This is a genomic window from Pedobacter nyackensis (assembly GCF_032678475.1).
Lineage (GTDB): Bacteria > Bacteroidota > Bacteroidia > Sphingobacteriales > Sphingobacteriaceae > Pedobacter > Pedobacter nyackensis_A.
The window spans coordinates 104,790-128,781 of record NZ_JAVTSF010000005.1 but is presented as its reverse complement, the minus strand read 5'-3'; the positions used below and the strand labels follow the sequence as shown (position 1 = coordinate 128,781).

Below are 23,992 nucleotides of genomic sequence, written 5' to 3'. Positions count from 1 at the left end.
TAGAGTTTAAGATAACTTTTATGTCAAACATCAATCTGATTATTGAAGAACGCCCCGCAAGTATAGGTAGTTTTATGGTAGGCCGCTTGCTGCCTTTTCGCGAAAAACGTATGGTAGGCCCTTTTGCCTTTATTGATCATATGGGGCCGGTATGTATGAGTGATACTGAAAATATGGATGTTCCGTCACATCCGCATATTGGTTTGTCTACCCTTACCTATTTGTTTGAAGGTAGCATCATGCATCGCGATAGCCTGGGCACAGAAATAGAAATAAAGCCGGGACAGGTGAACTGGATGACAGCTGGAAAAGGAATTGTTCATTCTGAAAGAACACCTGCATATCTTCGCAATTCAGATAAACTGATGCATGGTCTGCAGATCTGGGTTGCATTACCTAAACATCTGGAAGAGATGGAACCGGAATTTTTTCATGTAGAAGGAAAGGGGTTGCCGGAATGGACAGAACAGGGTGTCTATTTTAAGCTGATTGCAGGGGAGGCATTTGGCAGGAAATCTGAAGTGCCTGTTTATAGCCCGCTATATTTCCTGGAACTTAAAACAACCAGTCGGCAAACCATTAAAATTGGTAAGGACCTGTTTGGTGAAAGTGCTTTATATATTCTGGAAGGTGCTGTGGAAAGCGAGGGGAATACCTTTGGTCCTAAACAATTGTTGGTAGCCAAAGACAGCAAGCTCTGTGAGTTTGACATGCAGGAAAACTCTACCATTTATATTTTCGGAGGGGAACCCTTTGAAGAAGGACGTATTATTTACTGGAATTTTGTAGCCTCTACAACGGAAAGAATTGAGGAAGCAAAAACAATGTGGCTTGAACAAACGTTTAAACCTGTACCTGGTGAAACTGATTTTGTGCCTTTACCCGCACAAAGCAAAAATGTAAAGCCGCATAAGCCTTAAACAGAGATGGAAATTGAACAGCATAATACAGATAAGAATGGCTTTTTCAAAGCTATTGAAGGTTACGATGAAGCAGGTGTAATGACTTATGTATGGGCAGGTCCAGGTAAGTTCATTATTGATCATACTGAGGTTAATGAAGCTTATTCCGGTAAGGGGATTGGAAAACAACTGGTGCTGGAAGCTGTTAAGTATGCCCGGGAAAATAAAGTAAAGATTCTTCCACTTTGTCCATACGCGAAAAGTGTATTTAATAAGCATCCAGAGCTACATGATGTGCTCTTTTAAGTTATTCCGACTTTAATAACTGACGTTGCATTACCCGGGCGGTTTGTGTACTGCCATCGTGACTCCAGCCCGGTGGATAGAGGAAGTACTTAATCTTGTCAGTCAGTTTCGGCGCTCTTTTTACATCGGCTAATAAAGCTTTGAATTCATGAAAGATAATGTTTACGGCTCCGGTGTCTTCAGGCTGTTTGGTTAAGCCGTAAACGATTTTTTCTTCCTTGATTTCCGGTTGAAAAGTGCCGAACATACGGTCCCATAAGATAAGAACCATGCCCATGTTTTTGTCCAAATAGCGCAAATTACTTGCATGGTGAACGCGATGGTGAGAGGGGGTCACAAAAATATATTCAAATAATGGGTGAAGTTTGCCGATAGTTTGGGTATGAACCAGGTTGCCATAGATCTGAGTAATGAGGTAGGCAAACAGGATGTCAAATGCACTAAATCCCATTAAGGCAAGTGGAAGATAAAAAAATACCCTGTAAAGTGGTTCGAATACGGTAGAACGGAAGCCAGTGGTAAGGTTAAAATATGCTGACGAATGGTGCGTAACATGCATTGCCCAGAAGAACCGCACATAATGACCTGTGTAATGTAACACCCAATAAAGAAAGTCCTGCGCCAGAATGAGCACGAGCCAGTATAGGTAAATGTTTGTAATTTGAAATAACCTGTGGTACCTGTAGACGTACTCTAACAGCATAAAAGTGCCAGCTTTGGTAGTTACATTAACCAGGAATGCTGCGGCCATAAGGTACATATTCGTTAAAGTGTCACGCCCCTGATAGTGTTTGCTATCATGGGCGTAACTGAAATACATTTCAACCAGACTGAGTAAAGTGACAAAGCCGAATAAAGTAACTACCGTTATACTTTTATCAAATTCAATCATTTTATTTTTATTAGGGTATTGTAATCGTTTTTCGTTGTACGGTATGTGCACTAAAAAAGCCAAGGACGCCGCCACTGATATTGCTCACGGGATTGCTGGGAGCAGCGCCGTTGTCTGATCCGTTGGCGTTAAATAAACTAAACAAATAAGTATAGACGCCAGCGTCTACACAATGCATTTCTGCGGTAAGTTTATCACCTTTTTTAAAATTCAGTGCTTTGTTTTTTGTATCATTTTCAAATACAATGTAGTCGTTAACCTCCTGTCCCGTAGTAAAATCATCATTCATTACTTTATATTGTTTCTGTATCCTATCATTAACAAACTGCTGAAACCAATAAAAGTTTTTAGTTTCTCCAGGATCTTTAAATTTTACCATTGGCGTGACTCTTGTCGTGTCGAAATCAGCTGGTTTAAGTGTGAAATCTAAAAAAGGAACAAGCTGGGGCATGGTACTGCTGGCTTTAAATACCAGATCTTTAATGTTTACAGTTAGGTTATAAGTTTCACCGGGTATGCCGTTTACTGCCGCTGATTCATAAATGCCCTTCTCTTTTTCTGTTAACACAATGGTAGTTCCTTTGTTTTCAATTTTCACAATCGCACCACTGATTCCATTGAATTGATTGTCGTCACCAAATTCTTTGGTTTCACTGATGTATACTTTGCATGAACCGGGTTCGTTGGTTATGGTTCCCTCTATTACGTATTTAAGTACGTTGTCTTTGAGCTTAAGGTCTATAGCCTTTTCACATGACCATTGAACGGATATGATGAGTAAAAGTATAAAACGAAGTATTGTTTTCATAAGACTAGAATTTAAAATTATAAGAAATTGACGGAACAAATCTGAACAGGGTTGTTCTGACAGCTTCGGTTCTGTCTGGATCTGTTTCTTTATCTCTAAAGGTGATGCGGTAAGCATTCTCTCTGCCATAAGCATTGTACAGGCTGAAATTCAGTTCCGAAGAGAACTTTTTTGTTTGTTTCAGTAGTTTTGTTGCCCCCAGATCAAGACGGTGGTAACTAGGCATTCTATCGGCATTGCGGTCTGAAAAATTAAAATAGCTATGACCAAGCAGTTTGTATTTTCCAGTAGGGAAGGTGACTGCATTTCCTGTTGCAAAGACCCAGTTGGCAGATAAGGACCATTTTTTATTGAGCTGATACATGCTCACCAAAGAGATATCGTGAGTCCGGTCCTGTCTGGCATTGTACCAGTTGTTATCGTTGATGCCATCAATCTGCCTTTCTGATTTAGAAATGGTATAGGCAAGCCAACCTGTTAGTTTGCCATTCTTCTTTTTCAATAAGAATTCAGCTCCGTAGGCCCTTCCTTTTCCGTACAACAACTGCGTTTCTATAGGTTTATTGGTATAAATGTCTGCTCCGTTTCTGTAGTCGATTTGATTTTGTAGCGTCTTATAATAAGTTTCAACTGTTAATTCATAATTATCGTTCCCCAGGTTTTTGTAATAGCCTAGTGACACCTGATCACTTAATTCAGGTTTAATGATATTGGTACTCGCTACCCATCGGTCTGTGGGCGAGGACGCATTGGAGTTGGACACCAGGTGTAGGTTCTGTGCATTCCTAACGTAAGATGCCTTTAGTGCTGTTGATTCGTTTAACTGCAATGCTGCTGCTATCCTTGGTTCAAAGTTTACATAAGTTTTTACGATTTCTCCCTTTTTGTAACTTGTTGTTCCTGTAACGTTACCTGCATCATCTAAAGTGTAATAATCACCTTTTCCAAGTATACTGAACGCTGAAACTCTTAATCCATAAGTAAAGCTAAGTGTGCTATTGGCCTTCCAGGTATTGCTGGCATAAACAGCATTCTCCAATGAATATCGGTTTTGAAGATCTTGAGAGATCAAGCCAGAGTTTCCGGTGGCTTGTACTTCACCCGGTTTTATGGTATGGTAAATGGAGTTTAATCCGAAACTTACTGTGTTCTTCTCATTTGCATACCATTGCAAATCTTCTTTAAAATTCCAATCTCTGATTTGAGAGAATAAAGTCAAAGAACTTTCATCATCTGTAGATTGGATTTTATAATTATAGTTGCTGAAAATGAGGGAAGTGTTAGAAAATAACTTACTGTTGAATACATGGTTCCAACGTAGTGTGGATGCTGCATTGCCCCAATTTATTCCTATTAGATTGTCGGAACCTAAAACGTCCTTACCGAAATACCCGGACACAAACAAGCGGTCTTTTTCGCCGAGGATATAGTTGGCTTTTAAATTGATATCATAAAAATAAAGTTTTGCATCCCTGGCCGCAGAGTCGCTTGACAGTTTTAAAAACATATCTGCATATGTTCTTCTGGCCGAAATCAGAAAGGACGATTTCTCTTTTTGGATTGGTCCTTCTACATTGATTCTGGCAGCGATTAAACCTACACCACCGCTTACCCCATACTTTTGATTATTCCCATCGTTCATTTTAACATCCAATACCGAGGACAGTCCACCACCATATTGTGCTGGCATACCACTTTTATACAGGGTTACATTTTTAATGGCATCTGAGTTAAAGGTGGAAAAGAAGCCTAGCAGGTGAGAAGCATTGTAAACGGGTGCTTCATCTAAGAGAATCATATTCTGATCAGCACTACCGCCCCGGACAAAGAAACCTCCACTTCCTTCTCCCGAGGTTTTAACACCTGGTAAGAGTTGTAAGGTCTTTATCACATCGCGTTCACCAAGTAACACCGGTACATTTTTAGTCTCGCTGACACTTAGTCTTTCCATACCCATTTGTGGGTTGTCAATATTCCTTTTGACTGAATTTGTGGTAATCGTTACGGTTTCCAATTCGTTTAAATCGTCGTCCATAGCCACATTTAAGCTCATGTTTTTTTGCAGGTCAACAGTTGTTTTATGGCTTTTGGAACCTATTGCATTTATACTAATGGTGTAAATACCCTTAGGAAGTGTTAGCGAGTAAAAACCATATTCGTTACTTGAAGTGGCATATTTGGTATCTGCTGCGCGAATAGTTGCGGCTATTAACGTTTCACCTGTGCTGGCCGATTTAATAGTACCACTTATAGTGTGTTTTTCTTGGCTTTGTGCCGGATTGGCCGCCGGACCGGCTTCCTGCTTTTTTTCTTTTGAGGGATCAAAGCGTATGAAGATTTCGTTTCCTAGAGCACTGAACTGGAGAGGCTGTCCGGTAAAGGCCGTTTGCAAAACTGTAGCAATAGGCTTGTCATTAGCGGTAACGCTGAGCTTTATTTTACTTAGGGCTACTTGTTCGTTGTATGTAAATTTAACTCCACTGGTACTGCTGATTTTATCTAAGGCAGCTTTTAGCGTCTCATTTTTTATGCTTATAGTGATTCTTTTGTTGAGCTGTTCTTGTGCCTGTGTCTGGGTTTGCGCAATTAGCAGTAACAGTAGTACGATGGCAATAAGGGTCAGAAATCTGACCGATCCATTTGGTTTCATATAATTGTTTTGTGTGTTATAGTGTATAAAGCCTGCACTAAATAATTTCTGCTTAAAAGCGAGAAGTTTGTGGAGGATTCATAACTTTATAATTGGATATTGATTGAATTGCCCTATAGTTCTCAAGGCTTGGGCATTTGATTAATTGGATACTTGCCTGGTTGTGTACTTTCATTGCCAGGCATTTATTTTATGATAGCATATGTCCCTCCATCTTTTTCCCATTTAGTTTCCATAACGGTACATAGTTTATCTAAGGTTTCATTTAGAGAATCGGTCATGTTCAAGCCTCCATAAAAGGTTTTTGTATACAATTCAGAATCTAGCTGAATCTGGATGTTGTATTGATTTTCCAGATCTTTAATTACTTCCTGAAGCGCAGCTCCCTTGTAATCAAATAAGCCTAACCGCTTATTAAGGAAAGCTGCGGCATCCGGATAGTCAACCTTTGTGATGCTTAATGCAGTCTTGTCAATAATAAGACGCTGATTAGCTGTTATCGTATCACGCTTGGTATTGTTGTTGCCATTTAAAGCAACGGCTACCTTTCCGGTAACCAGGGTTACATTTATGGTGTGTTGTTTTGTGTATGCGGCAACATTAAAACTGGTACCCAGTACGGTTGTGCTCACGTCACCGCTTTTAATGATAAAGGGATGTTTGGCATCATGTGTTACTTCAAAAAATGCTTCACCATCCAGCGTTACCAAACGTTCGTTGTCGTCAAATTTTGCAGGATAGCTGAGTGTACTGTTTGGACTAAGCCAAACTTTTGTGCCATCTGCAAGTTGTAACTGTTTCCGTTTGGTCGTTGCGTGGGCCAATTCGTATTTTGTAGCAGGATTGAATAGACTGGTAAGGCTTGACTGGTAAAAATATATGCCTGTAAGTGCGACCAGTAAAGCTGCTACTCCAATCCATTTCTTGAAGCCGTAGTGTTTATGACGGTCTACCTCCAGCTTTACCTGTTTTGCTTCCGGTTTCAGGAATGGAGGTATCAATCCCTCTTCAGGGAGTGTGTCCGTCTGGTCCCAGGTATCAGACAATAGTGTCATGATCTCTTCTTTATCCTGGCGTTCGTTTAGGAGATTAAAGAACTGTTTAAGCTCATCTGCAGTGCAGCGGTTATGCAAGTATTGGTTATACAGGTATTTAAATTGTTCTTTTTCTTCCACTGTGTTGTAATTTGCATCACGCGGCTACGTTGCCCGTTTATTACAATACAATTGAAAAAGGAGAGGGGACTAGTGTGGTCGAAAATAATTTGAAGATGCGATAAGGAAGCATACTATGCTACCATGTTTACTTACATAACTTCGGATAAATTTTGTCGCCTCCACCATATGGTTTTTTACAGTATTTTTTGAAATGTTCAATTTCTCGGCAATCTGATCATGGGTCATTTCTTCATTCCTGCTAAGCTGATAGATAATTTTTTTTTGAGGTGGCAATAGTGAAATGGCCTCATCGTAGGTTTTCAGTAATTCTTTTTCCAGCAGGTTGTCTTCTGTGGTATTCCGAATCGCTTCAATGTACCCGAAGACTTCTTCTTGCAGGCTTTTTTCGCGGGCAACTTTTTTTAAGTGGTTGAGTACGTGGTTCAGTGTTATTTTTTTGATGTAGGCATTAAAGTTTAAATCGGTATTGATTTGTTCTTTTTTTTGCCAAAGTCGGATAAATACTTCCTGAACAATCTCTTCTGCAGTTTCTCCCGATTTGCAAAGGTTGTAGGCGTATGCATACATTTTGCTTCTGTACTGGTTATAAATTTGCGCAAACGCCAGTTGATCGCCGTTCCTGAGCTTGGTCAGCAGTTCATTGTCCTCAATAATATCCGATCGGTCCGTATGCATGGAAGTCTATTGCGCCCAATGTTAGATATTTTTTTTTACACAAAAAAATGAGGGACAATATGTTTCCGTTTATCGACCGGTAAGGTCTATACTAAAGCTGTCAAATAAACCGGCTTTTTTATTTCCATGGCTTTTATCAGAAATGGTATAATATTCTCCTTTTATCATAAAGCTAAATGGATTTTTCTCAATAGCGATCTTTAAAAAGCCATGCTTGTTGTCGCAATAATTGTCAAGCTGTACCTGTTCAAGTAGTGGGCTTTGTGTATGGTAGGCTGGGTCAGTAGGATCGGCCAGAGGATGTAATTCGTCAAAACCTCCTGCACCTGCAACGATAAACGGTACCGTTTTCCCGTCTGGATAATGTTTGCTGAACCTTTGGTAATTGTGTACATGGCCACTAAAAACGATGTCTGGTTTTACACCGGCCTCTTCAAAAGCAGACTCCAGAAACTCAATCATATTGAGGCTCGAGCCATGGTTAAAATCGGCAGAGTAGGGTGCGTGGTGCATACATACGATAATGGCCTTGTCGGCGCTATATTTTGCTGCATTTTGAAGTTCCTGAATAAACCAGCTCCTTTGCTCTTTTTTTATACAGCCATATTTAGGTACGTTGGTATAAAGACCAATGATTGTTGCCAATGGTGCTTCCATAGTCCAGTATACATGGGGCTGGACCTGACTTTTCCGTTGCTTGTGCTGACCAAAATACATTGTTTTTGGGCTGGTGTTGCAAAATGCAGTATAAAAGGCTTCGAGGCTTTCATAGTGTTCATCGCATTCTGGATTTATATCACTATCATGATTGCCGGCAATGGCGTAAATGGGAGCCGGATATTGTTCAAAAGGTGTTAAAAACTGCTGGTCGTAATGTTCCGCCTCTCCGTAATGATATACAATATCACCCAGATGGTATAAAAAAGAAGGTTGTTGGTCTGCGGTTGAATGTAAACATTGAGCGGCCATTTGCCCGACAACCTGTTCCTGAAAAGCTAGTGTGTTGGCGCCACCGGTATCGCCAACCATATGAAAAACCAGTTTTTCATGATTTGCCTGACTGCCAAAATTTAACCGATATGGGTAGCTGCCGGCGGGTTGGGGTAAAGTCTGAAATTTATGCCCGTCATCAATTGTTTCTGCTTTTAAAACAGCGCTATATAAAACTTTTGTACTGATCATAACCATCTCCTTTGTGATTACAATAAAATTAAAGTATTGATATTAAGGCAAAGCGGTACAGGTATTAAGGTATTGTTAAGTAATTGGTAATTATAATGATTACTAACTATTGTGGTTTTAAAGTCAACTGTAATCCTTTTGTAATTAAATGATAATAAGTGGGTTGTTTGATGGTTTTCGTAATACTTAGCTGAAATTATTCTCTAATTTTGAAATTGAATATTTAAATTATTTATGAAACGCATCATCTTTATGGCAGCTATAGCTTTGAGTTTTAGTGCCTGTGATAATACTAAACTGCAGTTGAGAGCTGTAGAATCGGAAAGCAATGAGGCTACGGCCCAGGCAGCAAGCCCGAAATCAGATACGCTAGTAACTGATACGATAAAAAAAGATTCGCTGGTTTTACACTGATTTAATCTCGGGGATGTACACTGCTGATTTTGAGCTTTATAGTGAGCGTGCTCAAAATCCGGATGATTCAGAAGTAGATATTTATTTAGCGGTAAGACCATAACTTTTTGTTAAGTTTGAATGTACTAACTTTTAAACTTATGATAAAATTGAGTAAATCAACAGGTTTGTTCATGTTTGCAGGAACTGCATTATTTCTGTCTGCGTGTAGCAATTCGGAGGTTAAACAGGAGCTTCAATCGGGGATTATCCTTAAAAATATGGATACAACCGTCGTCCCAGGTAACAATTTTACGGAATATGTGAACGGTAGCTGGATGAAAAATACCAAAGTGCCATCTGATAAGGCGCGTTATGGCGTGATGGATATCATCAATGATAAGGCACAGGAGGATGTGAAAGCGCTGATTGAGAATGCAGCAAAGGGAGAGGCTAAAGAGGGTTCTGATGAACAAAAGATCGGCGATTTTTACGCTTCATATATGGATATGAAAACGAGAGATGCTGTAGGATTAACGCCTTTGGTAGCTGAGTTTAAAAAGATTGATGCGCTTACTACCAATAAGGATCTTGCCGGTTATTTTGCTTATGCCAATAAGATCGGTGTAAAAATCCCTTTTAATTTAGGCGTGATTGAAGATTTTAAAGATCCTAAAAAGTATATGTTGTATACCTGGCAGGGTGGCTTAGGTTTGCCGGATCGTGATTTCTATTCTTTAACGGACGCAAAATCAAAAGAAATACGCACTAAGTATGTTCAGCATATTGAAAATATGTTTAAGCTGGCGGGGATTGCTGATGGTAAACCTAGAGCAGCTCAGATTATGGCCCTTGAAACATTATTGGCATCTAAGCAGATGAAAAAAGAGGAGACAAGGAATATGGCAGGACTATATAATAAGTATGCGGTTAAAAACCTGAATACATTATTGCCAGATTTTGACTGGACCACGCTTTTGAAAGAGGCTGGAATAAAAAGTGAGGATAGCCTTGTAGTTACGCAGGTGGCTTACACCAAAGATCTGAATGCAATCCTGAAAAATACACCTATTGACACCTGGAAAAATTACTTGAAATGGAGTGTTTTAACCGGTTCTGCGTCGTCATTAAATACGGCTTTGGATAATGAGAACTTCGAATTTTATGGGAAAGCGTTAAAAGGGATTAAGGAACAGAAGCCACAATGGCGCAGGGCTGTTGATGCTGTAAACGGTAATCTTGGTGAAATTGTTGGCAAACTATATGTAGAGAAACATTTCTCTCCTGAAGCTAAAGAGCGAATGTTGAAACTGGTAGGTAATTTATTAAAAGCCTATGAAGCCAGCATTAAGGAATTGGATTGGATGAGCCCGGAAACTAAAAAAGAGGCTTTGGTGAAGATCAGTAAGTTTACACCTAAAATTGGTTATCCTGATAAATGGAGAGATTATAGTAAGCTGAAAGTAGCAAAAAATGACCTTTATGGTAATAACGTGCGTTCTGCAGAGTTTGAATATAACAGGACAATCAATAAACTAGGTAAACCGGTAGACAGATCAGAATGGGGAATGACACCGCAAACTGTAAATGCCTATTACAATCCGACGATGAATGAGATTGTATTTCCGGCAGCTATTTTACAACCACCATTTTTCGACATGAAGGCAGATGATGCTGTTAATTATGGTGGTATTGGTGCTGTCATTGGTCATGAAGTTGGCCATGGTTTTGACGATCAGGGTAGCACATTCGACGGAGATGGGGTAATGCGTAACTGGTGGACTGAAAAAGATAATCAGGAGTTCAAAAAAAGAACCAGTGCATTGGTTGCTCAGTATAGTGCTTTTAAAGTGTTTCCTGATCTTAATGTGAACGGTGAATTTACATTGGGAGAAAATATTGGAGATCTTGGTGGTTTAACGATTGCATTAAAAGCTTATAATACGAGTTTAAATGGTAAACCGGCTCCGGTTATGGATGGCTTTACAGGGGAGCAAAGAGTGTTTATCGGATGGGGGCAGGCATGGTTAAGTAAATCTACTGATGAGGCATTAAGAAACCAGGTGAGTACTGATCCGCATTCTCCGGCTCAGTTCAGGGTAAATGGTGTGGTAAGGAATATTCCTGAGTTTTATACTGCGTTTAATGTGAAGCCTACGGATTCTCTATATCTTGCTCCTGAAAAAAGAGTGAAGATCTGGTAATTGAGCATGATGTAGTTCATTAAAAAAGGCTTTATCCAATTGGATAAAGCCTTTTTTAATGAACGGTTGGTTGTAAATATAAATTAGGTTTATTATTTAACTACTGATATAACTTTCAAGTTGGGAAATGGTTTGTTTCTGATCTTCGATGATAAACTTAACTACATCGCCAATAGATACCATGCCAAGTAGCTGAGTGCCTTCCATTACCGGTAAATGTCTGATGTGTTTATCTGTCATGATACCCATACAAAAATCTATACTATCTGATGGCAGCACGGTAATAGGATTAGCGGTCATTACCTCATGAATATAAGTCTCTGCTGAAGACTTGCCATGAAGGATAATCTTTCGGGCATAATCTCTTTCCGTAAAAATCCCTTTCAGTTCTTGTCCTTCAAGAACAAGAAGAGCGCTAATGTTTTTTTCCATCATTACTTTCAGGGCTTCTAATACAGAAGCTTGTTCAGTCACCGAGAAAATATGGCCCGGTTTGGTGCTGAGTAATTGTTTTACAGTTTTCATAAGAGATTCGTTTTTAGCTAATTAAATCTAACTAAAAAAATACACACTTACAATAACAAGTTTAAAAACAGTAGTGTTTATTAACCAGACTAAATTATCGAAAGGATTTCTTCTACATATTTACGGTCATTTGCCAGCCTTGGAACCTTATGCTGTCCTCCTAACTTACCTTTCGATTTTAACCAGTTATAGAAGGTGTTCGATGGTGCATTATGTACTTTTGGTCTGCGTAAAGCCATATCTTTAAAGCGTTTAGCATCATAGTCCGAGTTTACTTCTCTCAGCGTTTGATCCAGTATGTCGATGAATTTTTCAAAATCATTTGGCTGCTGATCAAATTCTATAATCCATTCGTGTCCACCGGCTTCTTCTCCTTTAAAATAAATAGGACAAGCTGTATAGTCTTTAAAAACGGCATCTGTTTCCAGGCAGGCTTTACAGATTGCCTGCTCCGCATTGTCAATAATTACTTCCTCTCCAAAAGCATTGATGAAATGCTTGGTTCTGCCGGTAATTTTAATGCGATAGGGAAATAGATTCGTAAACTGTACGGTATCACCAATCATATAACGCCATAGCCCTCCATTTGTAGAAATAATGATGGCGTAGTTCTTATCCAGTTCTACCTCGCCCAGTGACAGGGTTTTTGCATGTTCGTCCTCAATGTTTTCGAGTGGCAGGAATTCATAATAAATACCATAATCCAGCATCAACAACATCTCGTCAGAATCAGCCTGATCCTGTATGCCAAAGAAGCCTTCAGAGGCGTTATAAGTTTCCAGGTAATACATATCATTACAAGGAATCAGTTCTTTGAATTGCTCTCTATAGGGTTTGAAGTTGACTGCGCCATGGATATAAAGCTCCAAATTTGGCCAAACCTCTAACAGGTGTTTCTTGCCTGTCATTTCCAGTACTTTTTTCGCAAGTACAATTGTCCAGGTAGGCACGCCTGCAATATTGGTAACATTTTCTTTGATGGTTGCTTCCGCCATCTTTTCCATTTTATCTTCATAATTGTCCATCAGGGCAATTGAGATATTTGGTGTACGGTAGTATTCAGCCCAAACAGGAAGGTTTTTGATCAGTACAGCGGAAAGGTCACCATAAAAAGAATCCTCATTCAGCTGGTTAATCTGATGGCTTCCGCCAAGCACCAGGCCTTTTCCTGTTAGGATCTGGTTATCAGGGCGGTTGTTGCAAAAGATAGAAAGCATATCTTTTCCTCCTTTAAAGTGACATTCCTGCAAAGATTCTTCAGAAACAGGTATGAACTTACTTCTGTCGCTCGTGGTGCCTGATGATTTGGCGAACCATTTTATTTCAGAAGGCCACAGTATATTTTGCTCGCCCTTTAGCATGCGTTCTATGTAGGGCTTTAGGGTATCGTAATTTTGTATAGGTACTCTTTCTTTAAATTGTTGCGGGGAAAGGATGGATTGATAATCGTACTTTAATCCCCATTCCGTATACTCTGCGCTTGATATCAGTTTATGAAACCATTCCTCCTGCACATCATGGGGATATTTCATAAAAAGCTCGATCTGGTGGACCCGCTTTTTCATATACCAGGTGAAAATTGAATTTACAATTGCCATGTGTTATATCTTGAGTAAGGACTATAGATTTTTTTTGCGAAGGACGAAGTTAGAACCCAGATACACCCTTCTCACCATCTCGTTTGCGGCCAGTACTTCGGGAGTACCTGATTCAAGGATTTTTCCTTCAAAAAGCAGGTAGGCCCTGTCGGTAATGGATAAAGTTTCCTGAACATTATGGTCAGTAATCAGAATGCCGATGTTCTTTTGTTTCAGTTTTGCTACAATGGTTTGGATTTCTTCAACAGCAATTGGGTCTACCCCTGCAAAGGGTTCATCAAGTAGTATGAAATTCGGATTTGCTGCGAGCGCCCTTGCAATTTCTGTTCTTCTTCTTTCTCCTCCGGAGAGTAAATCTCCACGGTTTTTTCGTACTTTATGTAAACTAAATTCGGTGATTAGTTCTTCGAGTTGCTCATGACGTTCTTCTTTACTCATACTGGTCATTTCCAGGATAGCCATGATATTGTCTTCAACGGATAACTTTCTGAAAACAGAAGCTTCCTGTGCCAGATAGCCAATTCCTTTTTGTGCCCTGCGGTACATTGGATCTTTGGTGATGTCCTGGTCATTTAGAAAGATAGTTCCTTCATTGGGTTTGATCAGACCAACAATCATGTAAAATGAAGTTGTTTTTCCAGCCCCGTTTGGTCCCAGCAGACCCACAATTTCTCCCTGGCTAACACTAAATGAAACGTCGTTAACAACCGTACGTTGTTTGTATTTTTTGATTAGATGTTCAGCTCTTAATATCATTTATTCTCCCGCTAGTTTAATTCCTTTAATATTCAACTGCAACCGCTTTTGTTCTTTCCACACATTTTCTTCAATTGTATAACAGATAGAAAAAGGCTGGTTTGGTTGTAATAGCTCTATATATTCTTCTGCCATGCCAAATCCAATGCACTCAAAAATAGGTGAATTTTGTTGTTTTATGGATAATTTTAAATGTTTTGTCCCAACAACAAAGGGGCGGCCTACAAAAGTTACCTGGTTGCTCACAAAAACAGGTGCCATATTATGAGGCCCAAAAGGTGCCATTTGAGCGATAATACGTTGAAATTTACCGTCTATTTGTGAGAGACTGATTTCGTTATCGATCCTGATTTCCGGACTAAGTAGGTCCTCGGTAATTGTTGCCTTGACAATCTCTTCAAATCGATCCGCAAAAGAGTCTATATTTTCGGGCTTCATCGTCAGGCCGGCTGCAAACTTGTGTCCTCCGAATTGTACTAAGAGATCTTCACAACCTAGTAAAGCTTCGTAAAGATCGAAGCCTGCAACAGATCGGGCAGAGCCGGTTAACAAACCGTTTGATTTGGTAAGGACAATGGTAGGGCGGTAATATTTCTCAGTTAGCCTGGAAGCCACAATCCCAATTACACCTTTGTTCCATTCTTCATGGTATACAACGGTCGTTTTTTTATTGATCAGGATATCACATTCGCCAATTAAGGCCAATGCCTCAGCAGTTATATTCTGGTCTGAGGTTTTACGTTCTGTATTTTGAAGATTGATCAGTAAGCTTTGTTCCTGTGCAAGGTCATTTTCTGTACACAGTAACATTTTCACTGCCTGGTTCGCATGGTCCATCCTTCCGGCGGCATTGATACGTGGAGCAAGCGTAAATACAACATCAGTAAGGGTATAGTCTTTGTTTTTTCCGGAGATGTCCATTAATGCTTTCAATCCCATGCAAGGATTCGTATTTAGCTTAACGAGACCATGGTAAGCTAAAATCCTGTTTTCATCTTCCACGGGTACAATATCGGCTGCAATGCTCACCATAACCAGGTCAATGTACCGCTCGTACTGTTCTGCAGGTAGATCATGACTAAGGCAATAGGCCTGAGCAAGCTTAAAACCAATACCACAGCCGGCCAGTTCCTTAAAAGGATAAGGACAGTCGCTTCGTTTTGGATCCAGAATTGCTACAGCCGCTGGTAGCTCTTCTCCCGGTAAATGATGGTCGCATATAATGAAATCAATTGATAACTCATTCGCATAGGCAATTTTATCAATTGACTTTATTCCACAGTCTAAGGCTATGATCAGGCTGAAATTTCCAGCTTTGGCATAGTCGATACCTGCCGTAGATATTCCATATCCTTCTTTATGTCTGTCGGGGATATAATACTCGATTTGATTGGTAAACTGGCTGAAAAAGCTGAATGTTAAGGCAACAGAAGTGGTGCCATCTACATCGTAATCGCCATAAACCAGTATTTTTTCGTTGTTTTTTAGCGCAATATCAATGCGCTCAATAGCCTTATACATGTCTTTTATTAAAAAAGGGTCATGTAATTTTTCCATTTGCGGTCTGAAGTATTCACGTGCTTCATCAAAAGACGAAATACCTCTTTGTGCCAGAATTTGAGCTAAGCTGTGATCTATATTTAATTTTTGTGCAAGCAGATCTATGGTATCCGGATTGGCCCGAACTGTTTGCACCCATCTTTTCTTCATTGTTATCTATTTGTTTATCAATTGTTATGGATTTTGTATGACTTTATTGCTGCCATTTATGCGCTATAAGTTCATGCAGGTTCCATATCTTTGCAATGATTCGTAAATATATCATTTAATTTTTGCTAACTAATAACTACGCCATTGCAAGTTTTCACTTTATACGAAGGATCTTATTCTGTTGCTGCTGATAAGAAATTTATTCCTTTTAACCCAGAAACAGATGACCCTAAAAGTCGTCCGGCATCATTGTTTGTTCATATTCAGCCATTTCTCGTTAAGCTGGAGAAGTCTTTGATATTGTTTGATACCGGACTTGGCTATAGCAACGATAAAGGGCAATTGATTTTACACGAGAACATTAGAAAGGCAGGGTTTGATCCGGATGATGTAGATATGGTATTGATGTCGCACTTACACTTCGATCATTCTGGTGGTATGATTCATCATGTTGACAACCAGATAGAACTAAGCTTTCCTCATGCGAATTATGTAATTCAACGTGGAGAGTGGGAGAGTGCCTTTACCAATAAATCGTCTTCTTATAAAACAGAGATATTCGACTTTTTACAGCGTAATGCGCAACTTACTTTTATCGAAGGTTCCGGACAGTTAACGGATGAAATTAGTTATGAACTAACAGGAGCACATACGCCTTTTCACCAGGTTTATTTACTGGATGATGGGACTGATAAAGTGTTTTTTGGAGGTGATGTTTTACCTGAGCCGGAGGAACTATTGAGGAAGTTTATTGCGAAGTATGATTTTGATGGAAGAAAGGCAATGGAGTTGCGGGAAGAATTTGGTAAAAGGGCAGCAGCCGAAAACTGGAACTGCCTGTTTTATCATGGAAAAAATAAAGCAACCGGATTTGTAAGTTTAACAGATGGGCAATTTAAAATTACTTAGTATTTCAACAATTACTTAAAGGTCATTAAAAAGTTCAATTAATCTATCTATTGATAAAGGTTTCGAAATGAAGCCTTTTACTTTCTCATAGGTTTTAGCTTTTTCAATGTCATTTTCGTAAACTGAGGACGATAACATATACATATCTACTTTTTGGGAGATATTCAATTCTTCATAAGCATCCAGGAATTCCCAGCCATTGAGTACAGGCATATTGATATCAATCAAAATAAGATCTGGAAAATCTTCCTGGCCTAACGTGGCTTTTAAATGGTTAATCGCTAACAAACCATTTGCTTTAGAAACCATATTAACGTTATAACCTGTTTTTTCAACAATCTTTTTGATGATAAAGATGTTAATGTCGTCATCGTCAATAACGAGAAGGTTAATTTTATTATCCATCATAAAGTTGTTTGGCCCCTACCCAAAAATTGGTGTTAATATAAAGTTATGAAATATGTGTGAAAATAGTTTTAACTAATAAACTTTTATTTTAAGAATAAAAAAAGCCATTACTAATAATGGCTTTTTTGCTTAATTATTTTTTTGCTACCAGTTTTATCGCCAGTTCAAAATCATCGTAAATCATTTTGTCACCAACGTCTGGGAACATGCCTTTAGATCTGTATTTAATGCCATATTTAGTACGGTCAACTATAATTTTATCTGCTGTTGCAGTTATAGAGCCATCTGCATTCCATACTACATTTGCAGGAAAAGTAATAGAGTTGGTAACTCCTTTTATTGTCAGGTCGCCAGTAACATTCACCTGTGTGCCTGCTGCTGCAATTTTTTTGATTACAAAAGTTGAAGTGGCAAACTTATCAGTACCAAAAAAGTCGTCAGCTTTTAAATGGCCTTCAAGTCTTGCACTTTTGTCGGCATCTTTAATCGTGGTCATATCGATCACAAAGTTTCCTCCTGATAGTTTTTTACCATCAAATAAAAGGTTGCCTGATTGAAGTGCGATTGAACCGTTATGGCTACCTGTTACTTTTTTACCCAACCAGGTTAAGGTGGATTGTGCTACATCTACTTTGTAAGTAATTGGTTTCACCGGTGCTTTAAATGCTGTTGACACGATGACTACTAAAAGTAGTGCTAATGAGGTTAGTTTCAATTTCATTGTTGTCATAATTTAGTGGTTAAACTAAGAACCAGTCTTAGCCTTTTGATACATTGTATAGAAGACAAATGTATCAAAAGGTTTAACTGGTTAAAATGATTTATGATGTGTTTTTTTTGTTACTATATTGTTAAGCAAAATGCTCCTCGTAACTTTCGATTGGCGGGCAAGCGCAAACCAATGATCTGTCACCATATGAATCGTTCACTCTACCTACTGATGGCCAGAATTTATAGGCTGCAACATAAGGTAACGGGAAGGCAGCTGTTTGTCTGCTATAAGTATGGTTCCACTCATCACCTGTAACTACCGTAGCAGTATGTGGCGCATTTTTTAATGGGTTGTCTGCTTTATCAAGTTCACCACTTTCAACTGCTGAGATCTCTTTTCTGATGGCGATTAAAGCATCACAGAAACGATCAAGTTCATGTTTCGGTTCGCTCTCCGTAGGCTCAATCATTAAAGTTCCAGCTACCGGGAATGATACTGTAGGTGCATGGAAGCCATAATCCATTAAACGTTTTGCAATGTCAACTACTTCAATTCCAAAGTTTTTAAAGCCTCTGCAATCCAGGATCATCTCATGTGCACAACGTCCGTTAGCTCCTGAATACAATACTGGGTAGTGCTGCTCTAAACGCGCTTTCATATAGTTGGCGTTTAATATAGCATATCTTGTTGCTTTGGTTAATCCGTCACCACCCATCATTGCAATATAAGCATGAGAGATGATTAATATAGATGCTGAACCCCATGGCGCAGAAGATACCGCATGGATAGATTTATCATGGTTGATATCTACCACAGCATGTCCTGGTAAATAAGGAACAAGGTGTTTTGCAACACCGATAGGGCCCATACCTGGACCACCACCACCGTGAGGAATACAGAACGTTTTATGTAAGTTTAAGTGACAAACATCAGCACCAATATGACCAGGACTGGTTAAACCAACTTGTGCGTTCATATTTGCTCCGTCCATATAAACCTGTCCGCCATTTTCATGGATGATATTACAGATCTCAATAATACTCTCCTCAAATACACCATGTGTAGAAGGGTAAGTTACCATTAAGCAAGAAAGGTTTTCTTTGTTTTGCTCCGCTTTTGCTCTTAAATCTTCAACATCAATATTTCCGTTTTCTAAAGATTTAACAATGATGATTTTCATTCCGGCCATTGCTGCTGAAGCAGGGTTTGTACCATGTGCAGAAGAAGGGATCAATGCGATGTTACGGTGGTGATCACCACGGTCCTGATGGTAAGCTCTGATTACCATTAAACCAGCATATTCACCCTGAGCACCAGCATTTGGCTGTAAACTCATAGCTGCAAAGCCTGTGATTTCACTTAGCCATCTGTCAAGTTCATTGAATACTGTGTAATAACCCAATACCTGGTCGGAAGGAGCAAATGGGTGGATCTTACCAAACTCTGGCCAGGTCACCGGAATCATTTCTGTAGTCGCATTAAGTTTCATTGTACACGAACCCAAAGCAATCATAGAGTGACAAAGTGAAAGATCTTTAGTCTCCAGAGATTTAATATAACGCAACATTTCATGTTCAGAACTGTGCGTATTAAATACCTGATGTGTTAAATATTCAGATGTACGGTGTAGTGCCGCAGGAATTACCGATTCAACATGCTTATCGTCAATTTCAACTGCATCAGCTGCAATGCCTTTTACTTTTGCAAAGATTTTAGTCAGCAACTTAATGTCTTCTACAGTAGTGGTCTCATCTAAAGCAATGGTTACCAGACTACCATTATAGTGTAGGTTCAGCTCGTTGTTTAGACATTCACTGTGTATAGAGTCTGTTAAATCACCTAAATCTAACTGTATAGTATCAAAATAAGCTTTATTCAATTGTTTGTAGCCTAATTTCTCTAACGAGTTAGCAAGGGTAACGGCTAAACCATGTGTGCGTTCAGCAATTAGTTTTAAGCCTTTAGGACCATGGTAAACAGCATAGAAACCAGCCATGATAGCCAACAAAGCTTGTGCAGTACAAATGTTCGAAGTCGCTTTATCCCTGCGGATATGCTGCTCCCTGGTTTGTAATGCCATACGCAATGCATAATTGTTGTTACTGTCGATGGTTACACCGATAATACGACCAGGGATTGAACGTTTGTATTCATCTTTAGTCGCAAAATAAGCTGCATGAGGACCACCAAAGCCCATTGGTACACCAAAGCGTTGAGTGGTACCCACTACAACATCGGCACCCCATTCTCCCGGAGGAGTTAATAAAGTAAGACTTAACAGATCGGCTACAACAGTAACTTTTACGTTTTTATCGTGTGCTTTCTGAGCAAAAGCAGTGTAGTCAAATACTTCACCGTTACCTGCAGGGTATTGGATTATGGCGCCAAAGAACTCTTCAGAAAGTTCAAATGATTGGTGGTCGCCAATAACCAACTCTATGCCATAAGGATTGGCACGGGTTTTTAAAATGTCAATCGTTTGCGGGAACAACAATTCGGAAACAAAAAATTGAGTTGCCGATTGGTTCTTGCGCAGACTATATTGCATAAACATAGCTTCAGCAGCAGCAGTACCTTCATCAAGTAAGGATGCGTTTGCAATTTCCATACCTGTAAGGTCGATAACCATCGTCTGAAAATTTAACAATGCCTGCAAACGACCTTGTGCAATTTCAGCCTGGTATGGTGTATATTGTGTATACCATCCTGGGTTTTCCATTACATTACGTAATATCACGCCCGGGGTAATGGTATCGTAGTAACCCTGACCGATATAAGATTTGAAAACTTTATTTAAAGAAGCAGTTTGTTTTAATGCTGCAAGATAATCTGTTTCCGATTTAGCCTTCGGTAAATTCAAAGGTTGTTTTAACCTGATGGATTGTGGAACAGTTTGTTCTATCAGTTCGTCCACAGAGTTTACCCCAATGGTATTTAACATTGCATTGGTATCCTGTGTATTAGGTGCAATATGACGGTCTTTAAAGTCCTCTTTGTAATGAATATTTAAGCTCATGAAGTGTATGAATAAAAAGTTGCGCAAAGGTAATAAAAAATACCCTTAGCTTCAGTTAAAAAGACTTCATAAACTTGTCAGAATATAGGACTTAATTGCCGGCTACTATCCAGCCGGCTTCTTTATTGTATTTTAGTTTGTATGTTTTGGTAATGAAATTACTACTATTGTTTTTATCATTGTAAAAAAGAGTAAAGGCATTTTGTACTTTTTTAAGCATCACAGTTACTTTAGCCGTTTTATTTCCTGATTTATCAAGCGTAGCAGGTTTGTCGTCATCAAGCGCATACTCCATTACTTTTAAAGTTGCTTTATTTTGCTCTTGTTTAATGATGTAAGGTTTTGATTTATCCGTAAGGGTAATGAGGTAAACATAATTACTATCCTTTGACAGGAATTTTTTCTTTTGCTGCTTCAATTGCAGCTCTACATATCCCTTGTCGGCCAGTTCCTTAAACTTTGCCAGTTCTTCCTTATCAGAATTGCTTTTGAATTTTAGCTCGCCAAGTTCTATTTTTTCTGTCTCATATACAGGGTTTGATTTTAAGTAATTAACAACAAGATCTGCCGCTGAAGATTGATCCAGCGCTGCATTGTTGCCACAGCCTGTTATAAGAACCAATAATAAAAAGTATAAAGAGATATGTGTTTTCATAGGGGATTTTAACGGGTTTAATGTTTCAACTGCTGTAAATACATTTGTATGGTATTTTCTAAACCTAAATACAGTGCATCGCTAACCAGTGCATGTCCAATACTCACTTCAAGCAAGCCCGGAATACTTTGTGCAAAGTATTTCAGGTTATGTAAATCCAGATCATGTCCGGCATTGATACCAATTCCAAGTTCATTTGCTTTATGCGCTGCTGCAACATAAGGCAGGATAGCTTTTTCTCTGTTACTATAGTAGTTGTGCGCATACGCTTCGGTATACAATTCGATTCTGTCTGTACCTGTAAGTACTGCGGCTTCAATCATCTCGACAACGGGGTCTACAAAAATTGAAACTCTTATTCCTGCAGATTTAAACAGGCTAACCATTTCCTTTAAGTAATCTGTATGTTTTATCGTATCCCAACCATGATTGGATGTGATTTGTCCATCTGCATCCGGTACCAAGGTAACTTGTGCAGGTTTATTGGCTAAAACGAGATCAACGAATTTCTGCTCCCTGCAGTTGCCTTCAATATTAAATTCTGTAGCAATTACTGATTTTAAATCATAAACATCCTGATAACGGATATGTCTTTCATCTGGGCGAGGGTGTACGGTGATTCCTTCAGCACCAAAGCGCTCACAGTCTAAAGCTACTTTTACAAGGTCCGGATTATTCCCGCCACGGCTATTGCGAAGCGTAGCTATTTTATTGATATTTACAGATAGATGTGCCATGCACAAATATAAAATAAATAACCTATGTCGATACGATCTCTATTTGTTTTTGTAGCCTTAATTGGCATTTTCAGTTCTTCCTATGCGCAGGATACGGTCCAGAGTTTTAAAGGTTACCCCGTAATTGCACATTCAGATACCTTGTTTTATATTAAAAATAAGCTAGGCTCTTTATCTGCCGCAGAAAGATCCCTAAGGACATCTGCAAAAGTGGAGGCCCTGGCTGAGGATCTACTTTTTGTAGCGGATTCATTGGTTACGGAAAAGGATTCCGCGTTTGTAGCCATTGTTTATAAGGGGGATGTATTATTGAGCCTATCCAATGCAGATGCTGATTCTGTGAAAATGGACAAAGAGGTAATGGCTAAAGCTTACCAGGAAATCATCCTTGGTAATATCAATACCTATAAAAAAGAAACCAACTTAACGGAGTTGTTAAAACGTGCAGGTCTCGGTTTACTTATCGTGTTTATCCTGGGGGTGTGTATTTTTTTTCTAAACAAATATTCTAACCGTTTTAATGCCTGGCTGAGGATAAAGCTACATGAAAAGATTTCGGGACTTAAAATTAAGAATTACGTCTTGATCAATCGTAAAGATGAACTGATGCTGATTCGGAAAGTACTTAACCTCGTCAAGATATTTGTGATATTTATTCTTGTTTATCTGACACTTCCAATCATATTCCGTCTTTTTCCATGGACAAAACCGTGGAGCGACAGTCTGATAGGTTTCGTGCTTAATCCACTTAAAAACATATTTAGTGGAATTATTGACTTTATTCCAGATTTGATTACCATAGTAGTTATTGTTTTTGTATTTCACTATATTAAAAAGGCTATTAAGTACCTGGCGAATGAAATTGAAGCAGAGAAGTTAACGATTAATGGTTTTTATCCCGATTGGGCAAAGCCGACCTTTAATATTGTTCGCTTGATATTAAATGCATTTATGCTTGTGGTGATATGGCCTTTTATACCGGGTTCCGATTCTGGAATATTTAAAGGGGTTTCTGTATTCCTGGGACTACTCATTTCATTTGGGTCATCTTCTGCCATAAGTAATGGTGTTGCTGGCATGGTGATCACTTATATGCGTCCTTTTAAAATTGGAGATATTGTTAAGATTGGTGATGTGACCGGTGCCGTACAGGAAAAGTCATTGTTGGTTACACGTGTTCTAACGTTTAAAAATGAGGTAATTACCATTCCTAATAGTGCAATATTAAGTGGTAATACCGTAAATTATAGCAGTATGGCCAGTCAGAACGAACTGATAGTTCATACTTCGGTAACGCTAGGCTACGATCTTCCATGGGAAAAGGTGTATGAACTGTTAATAAGTGCAGCAATAGCATCGGATGGGGTGATTAAAGAAAAACCACCGTTTGTGTTACAAACTAGTCTGGAGGATTGGTATGTAACTTATCAGCTAAATGCTTATGTGAATACCCCGGAGAAAATGCCACGTATTTATTCTGAAATTCACAAAAACATTCACATCGTGTTTGATGCAGCAGGTGTTGAGATTATGTCGCCGCATTACCAGGCCATCAGGGACGGGAATGCAAGTACAGTTGCCAATTCTGTAAATTTGTAATTTGTAAGCCATGTAAAGCACGTATATTTATAGAATGAAAGCGGATTATTCTATCCGGAAATATATTCAAGCAGTTTTTTAGATCTTTGTCGGGGTTAAAGCAGGCCCTGGTTAAACTTGATAATAAAGTCGTTTTTGGGAGGGACCTCATTCGGGTTTCGTTCGACTTTGTTCGGT

At 39.1% G+C, this 23,992-nt stretch carries 21 protein-coding genes; 6 read left to right on the top strand and 15 right to left on the bottom strand.

Translation table 11 applies throughout. The annotated features are described in order from the left end of the window. Positions 1-20: 20 nt before the first annotated feature. On the top strand, positions 21-920 hold the full coding sequence (locus R2Q84_RS16985) for a pirin family protein (protein WP_316817778.1): 900 nt from the start codon (positions 21-23) through the stop codon (positions 918-920). Positions 921-926: 6 nt separating this feature from the next. Beyond that, the gene (locus tag R2Q84_RS16980) at positions 927-1,208 is read left to right on the top strand and encodes a GNAT family N-acetyltransferase (RefSeq protein WP_316817777.1); all 282 of its coding nucleotides are present in this window, start codon (positions 927-929) and stop codon (positions 1,206-1,208) included. Between the two features lies 1 nt (position 1,209). Here R2Q84_RS16980 and R2Q84_RS16975 read toward each other — a convergent pair whose 3' ends face one another. The 6 genes from R2Q84_RS16975 to R2Q84_RS16950 all read right to left on the bottom strand — a co-directional run bounded on the left by R2Q84_RS16975 (position 1,210) and on the right by R2Q84_RS16950 (position 8,593). Further along, on the bottom strand, positions 1,210-2,100 hold the full coding sequence (locus tag R2Q84_RS16975; protein ID WP_316817776.1) for a sterol desaturase family protein: 891 nt from the start codon (positions 2,098-2,100) through the stop codon (positions 1,210-1,212). A gap of 10 nt (positions 2,101-2,110) precedes the next feature. After that, positions 2,111-2,908, bottom strand: a complete 798-nt coding sequence (locus R2Q84_RS16970; RefSeq protein ID WP_316817775.1) for a DUF4249 family protein — start codon at positions 2,906-2,908, stop codon at positions 2,111-2,113. A 4-nt stretch (positions 2,909-2,912) separates the two neighbouring features. Next, on the bottom strand, positions 2,913-5,558 hold the full coding sequence (locus R2Q84_RS16965) for a TonB-dependent receptor (RefSeq protein ID WP_316817774.1): 2,646 nt from the start codon (positions 5,556-5,558) through the stop codon (positions 2,913-2,915). A gap of 185 nt (positions 5,559-5,743) precedes the next feature. Beyond that, entirely contained in the window at positions 5,744-6,733 is a 990-nt protein-coding gene (locus R2Q84_RS16960; protein WP_316817773.1) for a FecR family protein, read from the bottom strand. A gap of 69 nt (positions 6,734-6,802) precedes the next feature. After that, positions 6,803-7,411, bottom strand: coding sequence for an RNA polymerase sigma-70 factor (locus R2Q84_RS16955; protein WP_316817772.1), 609 nt, complete (start codon positions 7,409-7,411; stop codon positions 6,803-6,805). 69 nt (positions 7,412-7,480) lie between these two features. After that, complete coding sequence (locus R2Q84_RS16950) at positions 7,481-8,593, bottom strand: metallophosphoesterase family protein (RefSeq protein ID WP_316817771.1); 1,113 nt, start codon at positions 8,591-8,593, stop codon at positions 7,481-7,483. A gap of 234 nt (positions 8,594-8,827) precedes the next feature. Here R2Q84_RS16950 and R2Q84_RS16945 point away from each other — a divergent pair, with 234 nt between their 5' ends. Beyond that, positions 8,828-9,007: a hypothetical protein gene (locus R2Q84_RS16945; RefSeq protein ID WP_316817770.1), complete on the top strand. Its 180-nt coding sequence runs from the start codon at positions 8,828-8,830 to the stop codon at positions 9,005-9,007. Positions 9,008-9,147: 140 nt separating this feature from the next. Then, the gene (locus R2Q84_RS16940; protein ID WP_316817769.1) at positions 9,148-11,190 is read left to right on the top strand and encodes a M13 family metallopeptidase; all 2,043 of its coding nucleotides are present in this window, start codon (positions 9,148-9,150) and stop codon (positions 11,188-11,190) included. Positions 11,191-11,286: 96 nt separating this feature from the next. On the opposite strand, the gene R2Q84_RS16935 is transcribed toward R2Q84_RS16940, so the two are convergent. The 4 genes from R2Q84_RS16935 to recJ all read right to left on the bottom strand — a co-directional run bounded on the left by R2Q84_RS16935 (position 11,287) and on the right by recJ (position 15,779). Next, a complete protein-coding gene (locus R2Q84_RS16935) occupies positions 11,287-11,715 on the bottom strand; it encodes a CBS domain-containing protein (protein WP_316817768.1) in 429 nt (142 codons plus the stop codon). Positions 11,716-11,804: 89 nt separating this feature from the next. Next, on the bottom strand, positions 11,805-13,313 hold the full coding sequence (locus tag R2Q84_RS16930) for a GH3 auxin-responsive promoter family protein (protein ID WP_316817767.1): 1,509 nt from the start codon (positions 13,311-13,313) through the stop codon (positions 11,805-11,807). 21 nt (positions 13,314-13,334) lie between these two features. Then, on the bottom strand, positions 13,335-14,069 hold the full coding sequence (gene lptB, locus R2Q84_RS16925; protein WP_316817766.1) for an LPS export ABC transporter ATP-binding protein: 735 nt from the start codon (positions 14,067-14,069) through the stop codon (positions 13,335-13,337). Continuing rightward, positions 14,070-15,779 (bottom strand): single-stranded-DNA-specific exonuclease RecJ, encoded by a 1,710-nt coding sequence (gene recJ, locus R2Q84_RS16920; RefSeq protein WP_316817765.1) that lies wholly within the window; start codon positions 15,777-15,779, stop codon positions 14,070-14,072. It abuts the gene before it with no gap. Positions 15,780-15,923: 144 nt separating this feature from the next. Here recJ and R2Q84_RS16915 point away from each other — a divergent pair, with 144 nt between their 5' ends. Beyond that, entirely contained in the window at positions 15,924-16,688 is a 765-nt protein-coding gene (locus R2Q84_RS16915) for an MBL fold metallo-hydrolase (protein WP_316817764.1), read from the top strand. Between the two features lie 15 nt (positions 16,689-16,703). On the opposite strand, the gene R2Q84_RS16910 is transcribed toward R2Q84_RS16915, so the two are convergent. The 5 genes from R2Q84_RS16910 to R2Q84_RS16890 all read right to left on the bottom strand — a co-directional run bounded on the left by R2Q84_RS16910 (position 16,704) and on the right by R2Q84_RS16890 (position 22,216). Further along, complete coding sequence (locus R2Q84_RS16910) at positions 16,704-17,096, bottom strand: response regulator (protein ID WP_316817763.1); 393 nt, start codon at positions 17,094-17,096, stop codon at positions 16,704-16,706. 133 nt (positions 17,097-17,229) lie between these two features. Further along, positions 17,230-17,817 (bottom strand): YceI family protein, encoded by a 588-nt coding sequence (locus R2Q84_RS16905; protein ID WP_316817762.1) that lies wholly within the window; start codon positions 17,815-17,817, stop codon positions 17,230-17,232. Between the two features lie 130 nt (positions 17,818-17,947). Continuing rightward, entirely contained in the window at positions 17,948-20,824 is a 2,877-nt protein-coding gene (gcvP, locus tag R2Q84_RS16900) for an aminomethyl-transferring glycine dehydrogenase (RefSeq protein ID WP_316817761.1), read from the bottom strand. 91 nt (positions 20,825-20,915) lie between these two features. Continuing rightward, positions 20,916-21,479, bottom strand: a complete 564-nt coding sequence (locus tag R2Q84_RS16895) for a hypothetical protein (RefSeq protein WP_316817760.1) — start codon at positions 21,477-21,479, stop codon at positions 20,916-20,918. Between the two features lie 17 nt (positions 21,480-21,496). Next, positions 21,497-22,216: a pyridoxine 5'-phosphate synthase gene (locus R2Q84_RS16890; protein ID WP_316817759.1), complete on the bottom strand. Its 720-nt coding sequence runs from the start codon at positions 22,214-22,216 to the stop codon at positions 21,497-21,499. Between the two features lie 24 nt (positions 22,217-22,240). On the opposite strand from R2Q84_RS16890, the gene R2Q84_RS16885 reads away from it, so the two are divergent. Then, a complete protein-coding gene (locus R2Q84_RS16885) occupies positions 22,241-23,815 on the top strand; it encodes a mechanosensitive ion channel family protein (RefSeq protein ID WP_316817758.1) in 1,575 nt (524 codons plus the stop codon). Positions 23,816-23,992: the final 177 nt, after the last annotated feature.

Bases quoted from the DNA above. Each gene is read 5' to 3' on its own strand.
- recJ (WP_316817765.1), bottom strand. From the start codon at position 15,779: ATGAAGAAAAGATGGGTGCAAACAGTTCGGGCCAATCCGGATACCATA.
- R2Q84_RS16890 (WP_316817759.1), bottom strand. From the start codon at position 22,216: ATGGCACATCTATCTGTAAATATCAATAAAATAGCTACGCTTCGCAAT.
- R2Q84_RS16895 (WP_316817760.1), bottom strand. From the start codon at position 21,479: ATGAAAACACATATCTCTTTATACTTTTTATTATTGGTTCTTATAACA.
- R2Q84_RS16940 (WP_316817769.1), top strand. From the start codon at position 9,148: ATGATAAAATTGAGTAAATCAACAGGTTTGTTCATGTTTGCAGGAACT.
- R2Q84_RS16955 (WP_316817772.1), bottom strand. From the start codon at position 7,411: ATGCATACGGACCGATCGGATATTATTGAGGACAATGAACTGCTGACC.
- R2Q84_RS16965 (WP_316817774.1), bottom strand. From the start codon at position 5,558: ATGAAACCAAATGGATCGGTCAGATTTCTGACCCTTATTGCCATCGTA.
- R2Q84_RS16905 (WP_316817762.1), bottom strand. From the start codon at position 17,817: ATGAAATTGAAACTAACCTCATTAGCACTACTTTTAGTAGTCATCGTG.
- lptB (WP_316817766.1), bottom strand. From the start codon at position 14,069: ATGATATTAAGAGCTGAACATCTAATCAAAAAATACAAACAACGTACG.
- R2Q84_RS16945 (WP_316817770.1), top strand. From the start codon at position 8,828: ATGAAACGCATCATCTTTATGGCAGCTATAGCTTTGAGTTTTAGTGCC.
- R2Q84_RS16885 (WP_316817758.1), top strand. From the start codon at position 22,241: ATGTCGATACGATCTCTATTTGTTTTTGTAGCCTTAATTGGCATTTTC.
- R2Q84_RS16910 (WP_316817763.1), bottom strand. From the start codon at position 17,096: ATGATGGATAATAAAATTAACCTTCTCGTTATTGACGATGACGACATT.
- R2Q84_RS16930 (WP_316817767.1), bottom strand. From the start codon at position 13,313: ATGGCAATTGTAAATTCAATTTTCACCTGGTATATGAAAAAGCGGGTC.
- gcvP (WP_316817761.1), bottom strand. From the start codon at position 20,824: ATGAGCTTAAATATTCATTACAAAGAGGACTTTAAAGACCGTCATATT.
- R2Q84_RS16970 (WP_316817775.1), bottom strand. From the start codon at position 2,908: ATGAAAACAATACTTCGTTTTATACTTTTACTCATCATATCCGTTCAA.
- R2Q84_RS16975 (WP_316817776.1), bottom strand. From the start codon at position 2,100: ATGATTGAATTTGATAAAAGTATAACGGTAGTTACTTTATTCGGCTTT.
- R2Q84_RS16985 (WP_316817778.1), top strand. From the start codon at position 21: ATGTCAAACATCAATCTGATTATTGAAGAACGCCCCGCAAGTATAGGT.
- R2Q84_RS16950 (WP_316817771.1), bottom strand. From the start codon at position 8,593: ATGATCAGTACAAAAGTTTTATATAGCGCTGTTTTAAAAGCAGAAACA.
- R2Q84_RS16935 (WP_316817768.1), bottom strand. From the start codon at position 11,715: ATGAAAACTGTAAAACAATTACTCAGCACCAAACCGGGCCATATTTTC.
- R2Q84_RS16980 (WP_316817777.1), top strand. From the start codon at position 927: ATGGAAATTGAACAGCATAATACAGATAAGAATGGCTTTTTCAAAGCT.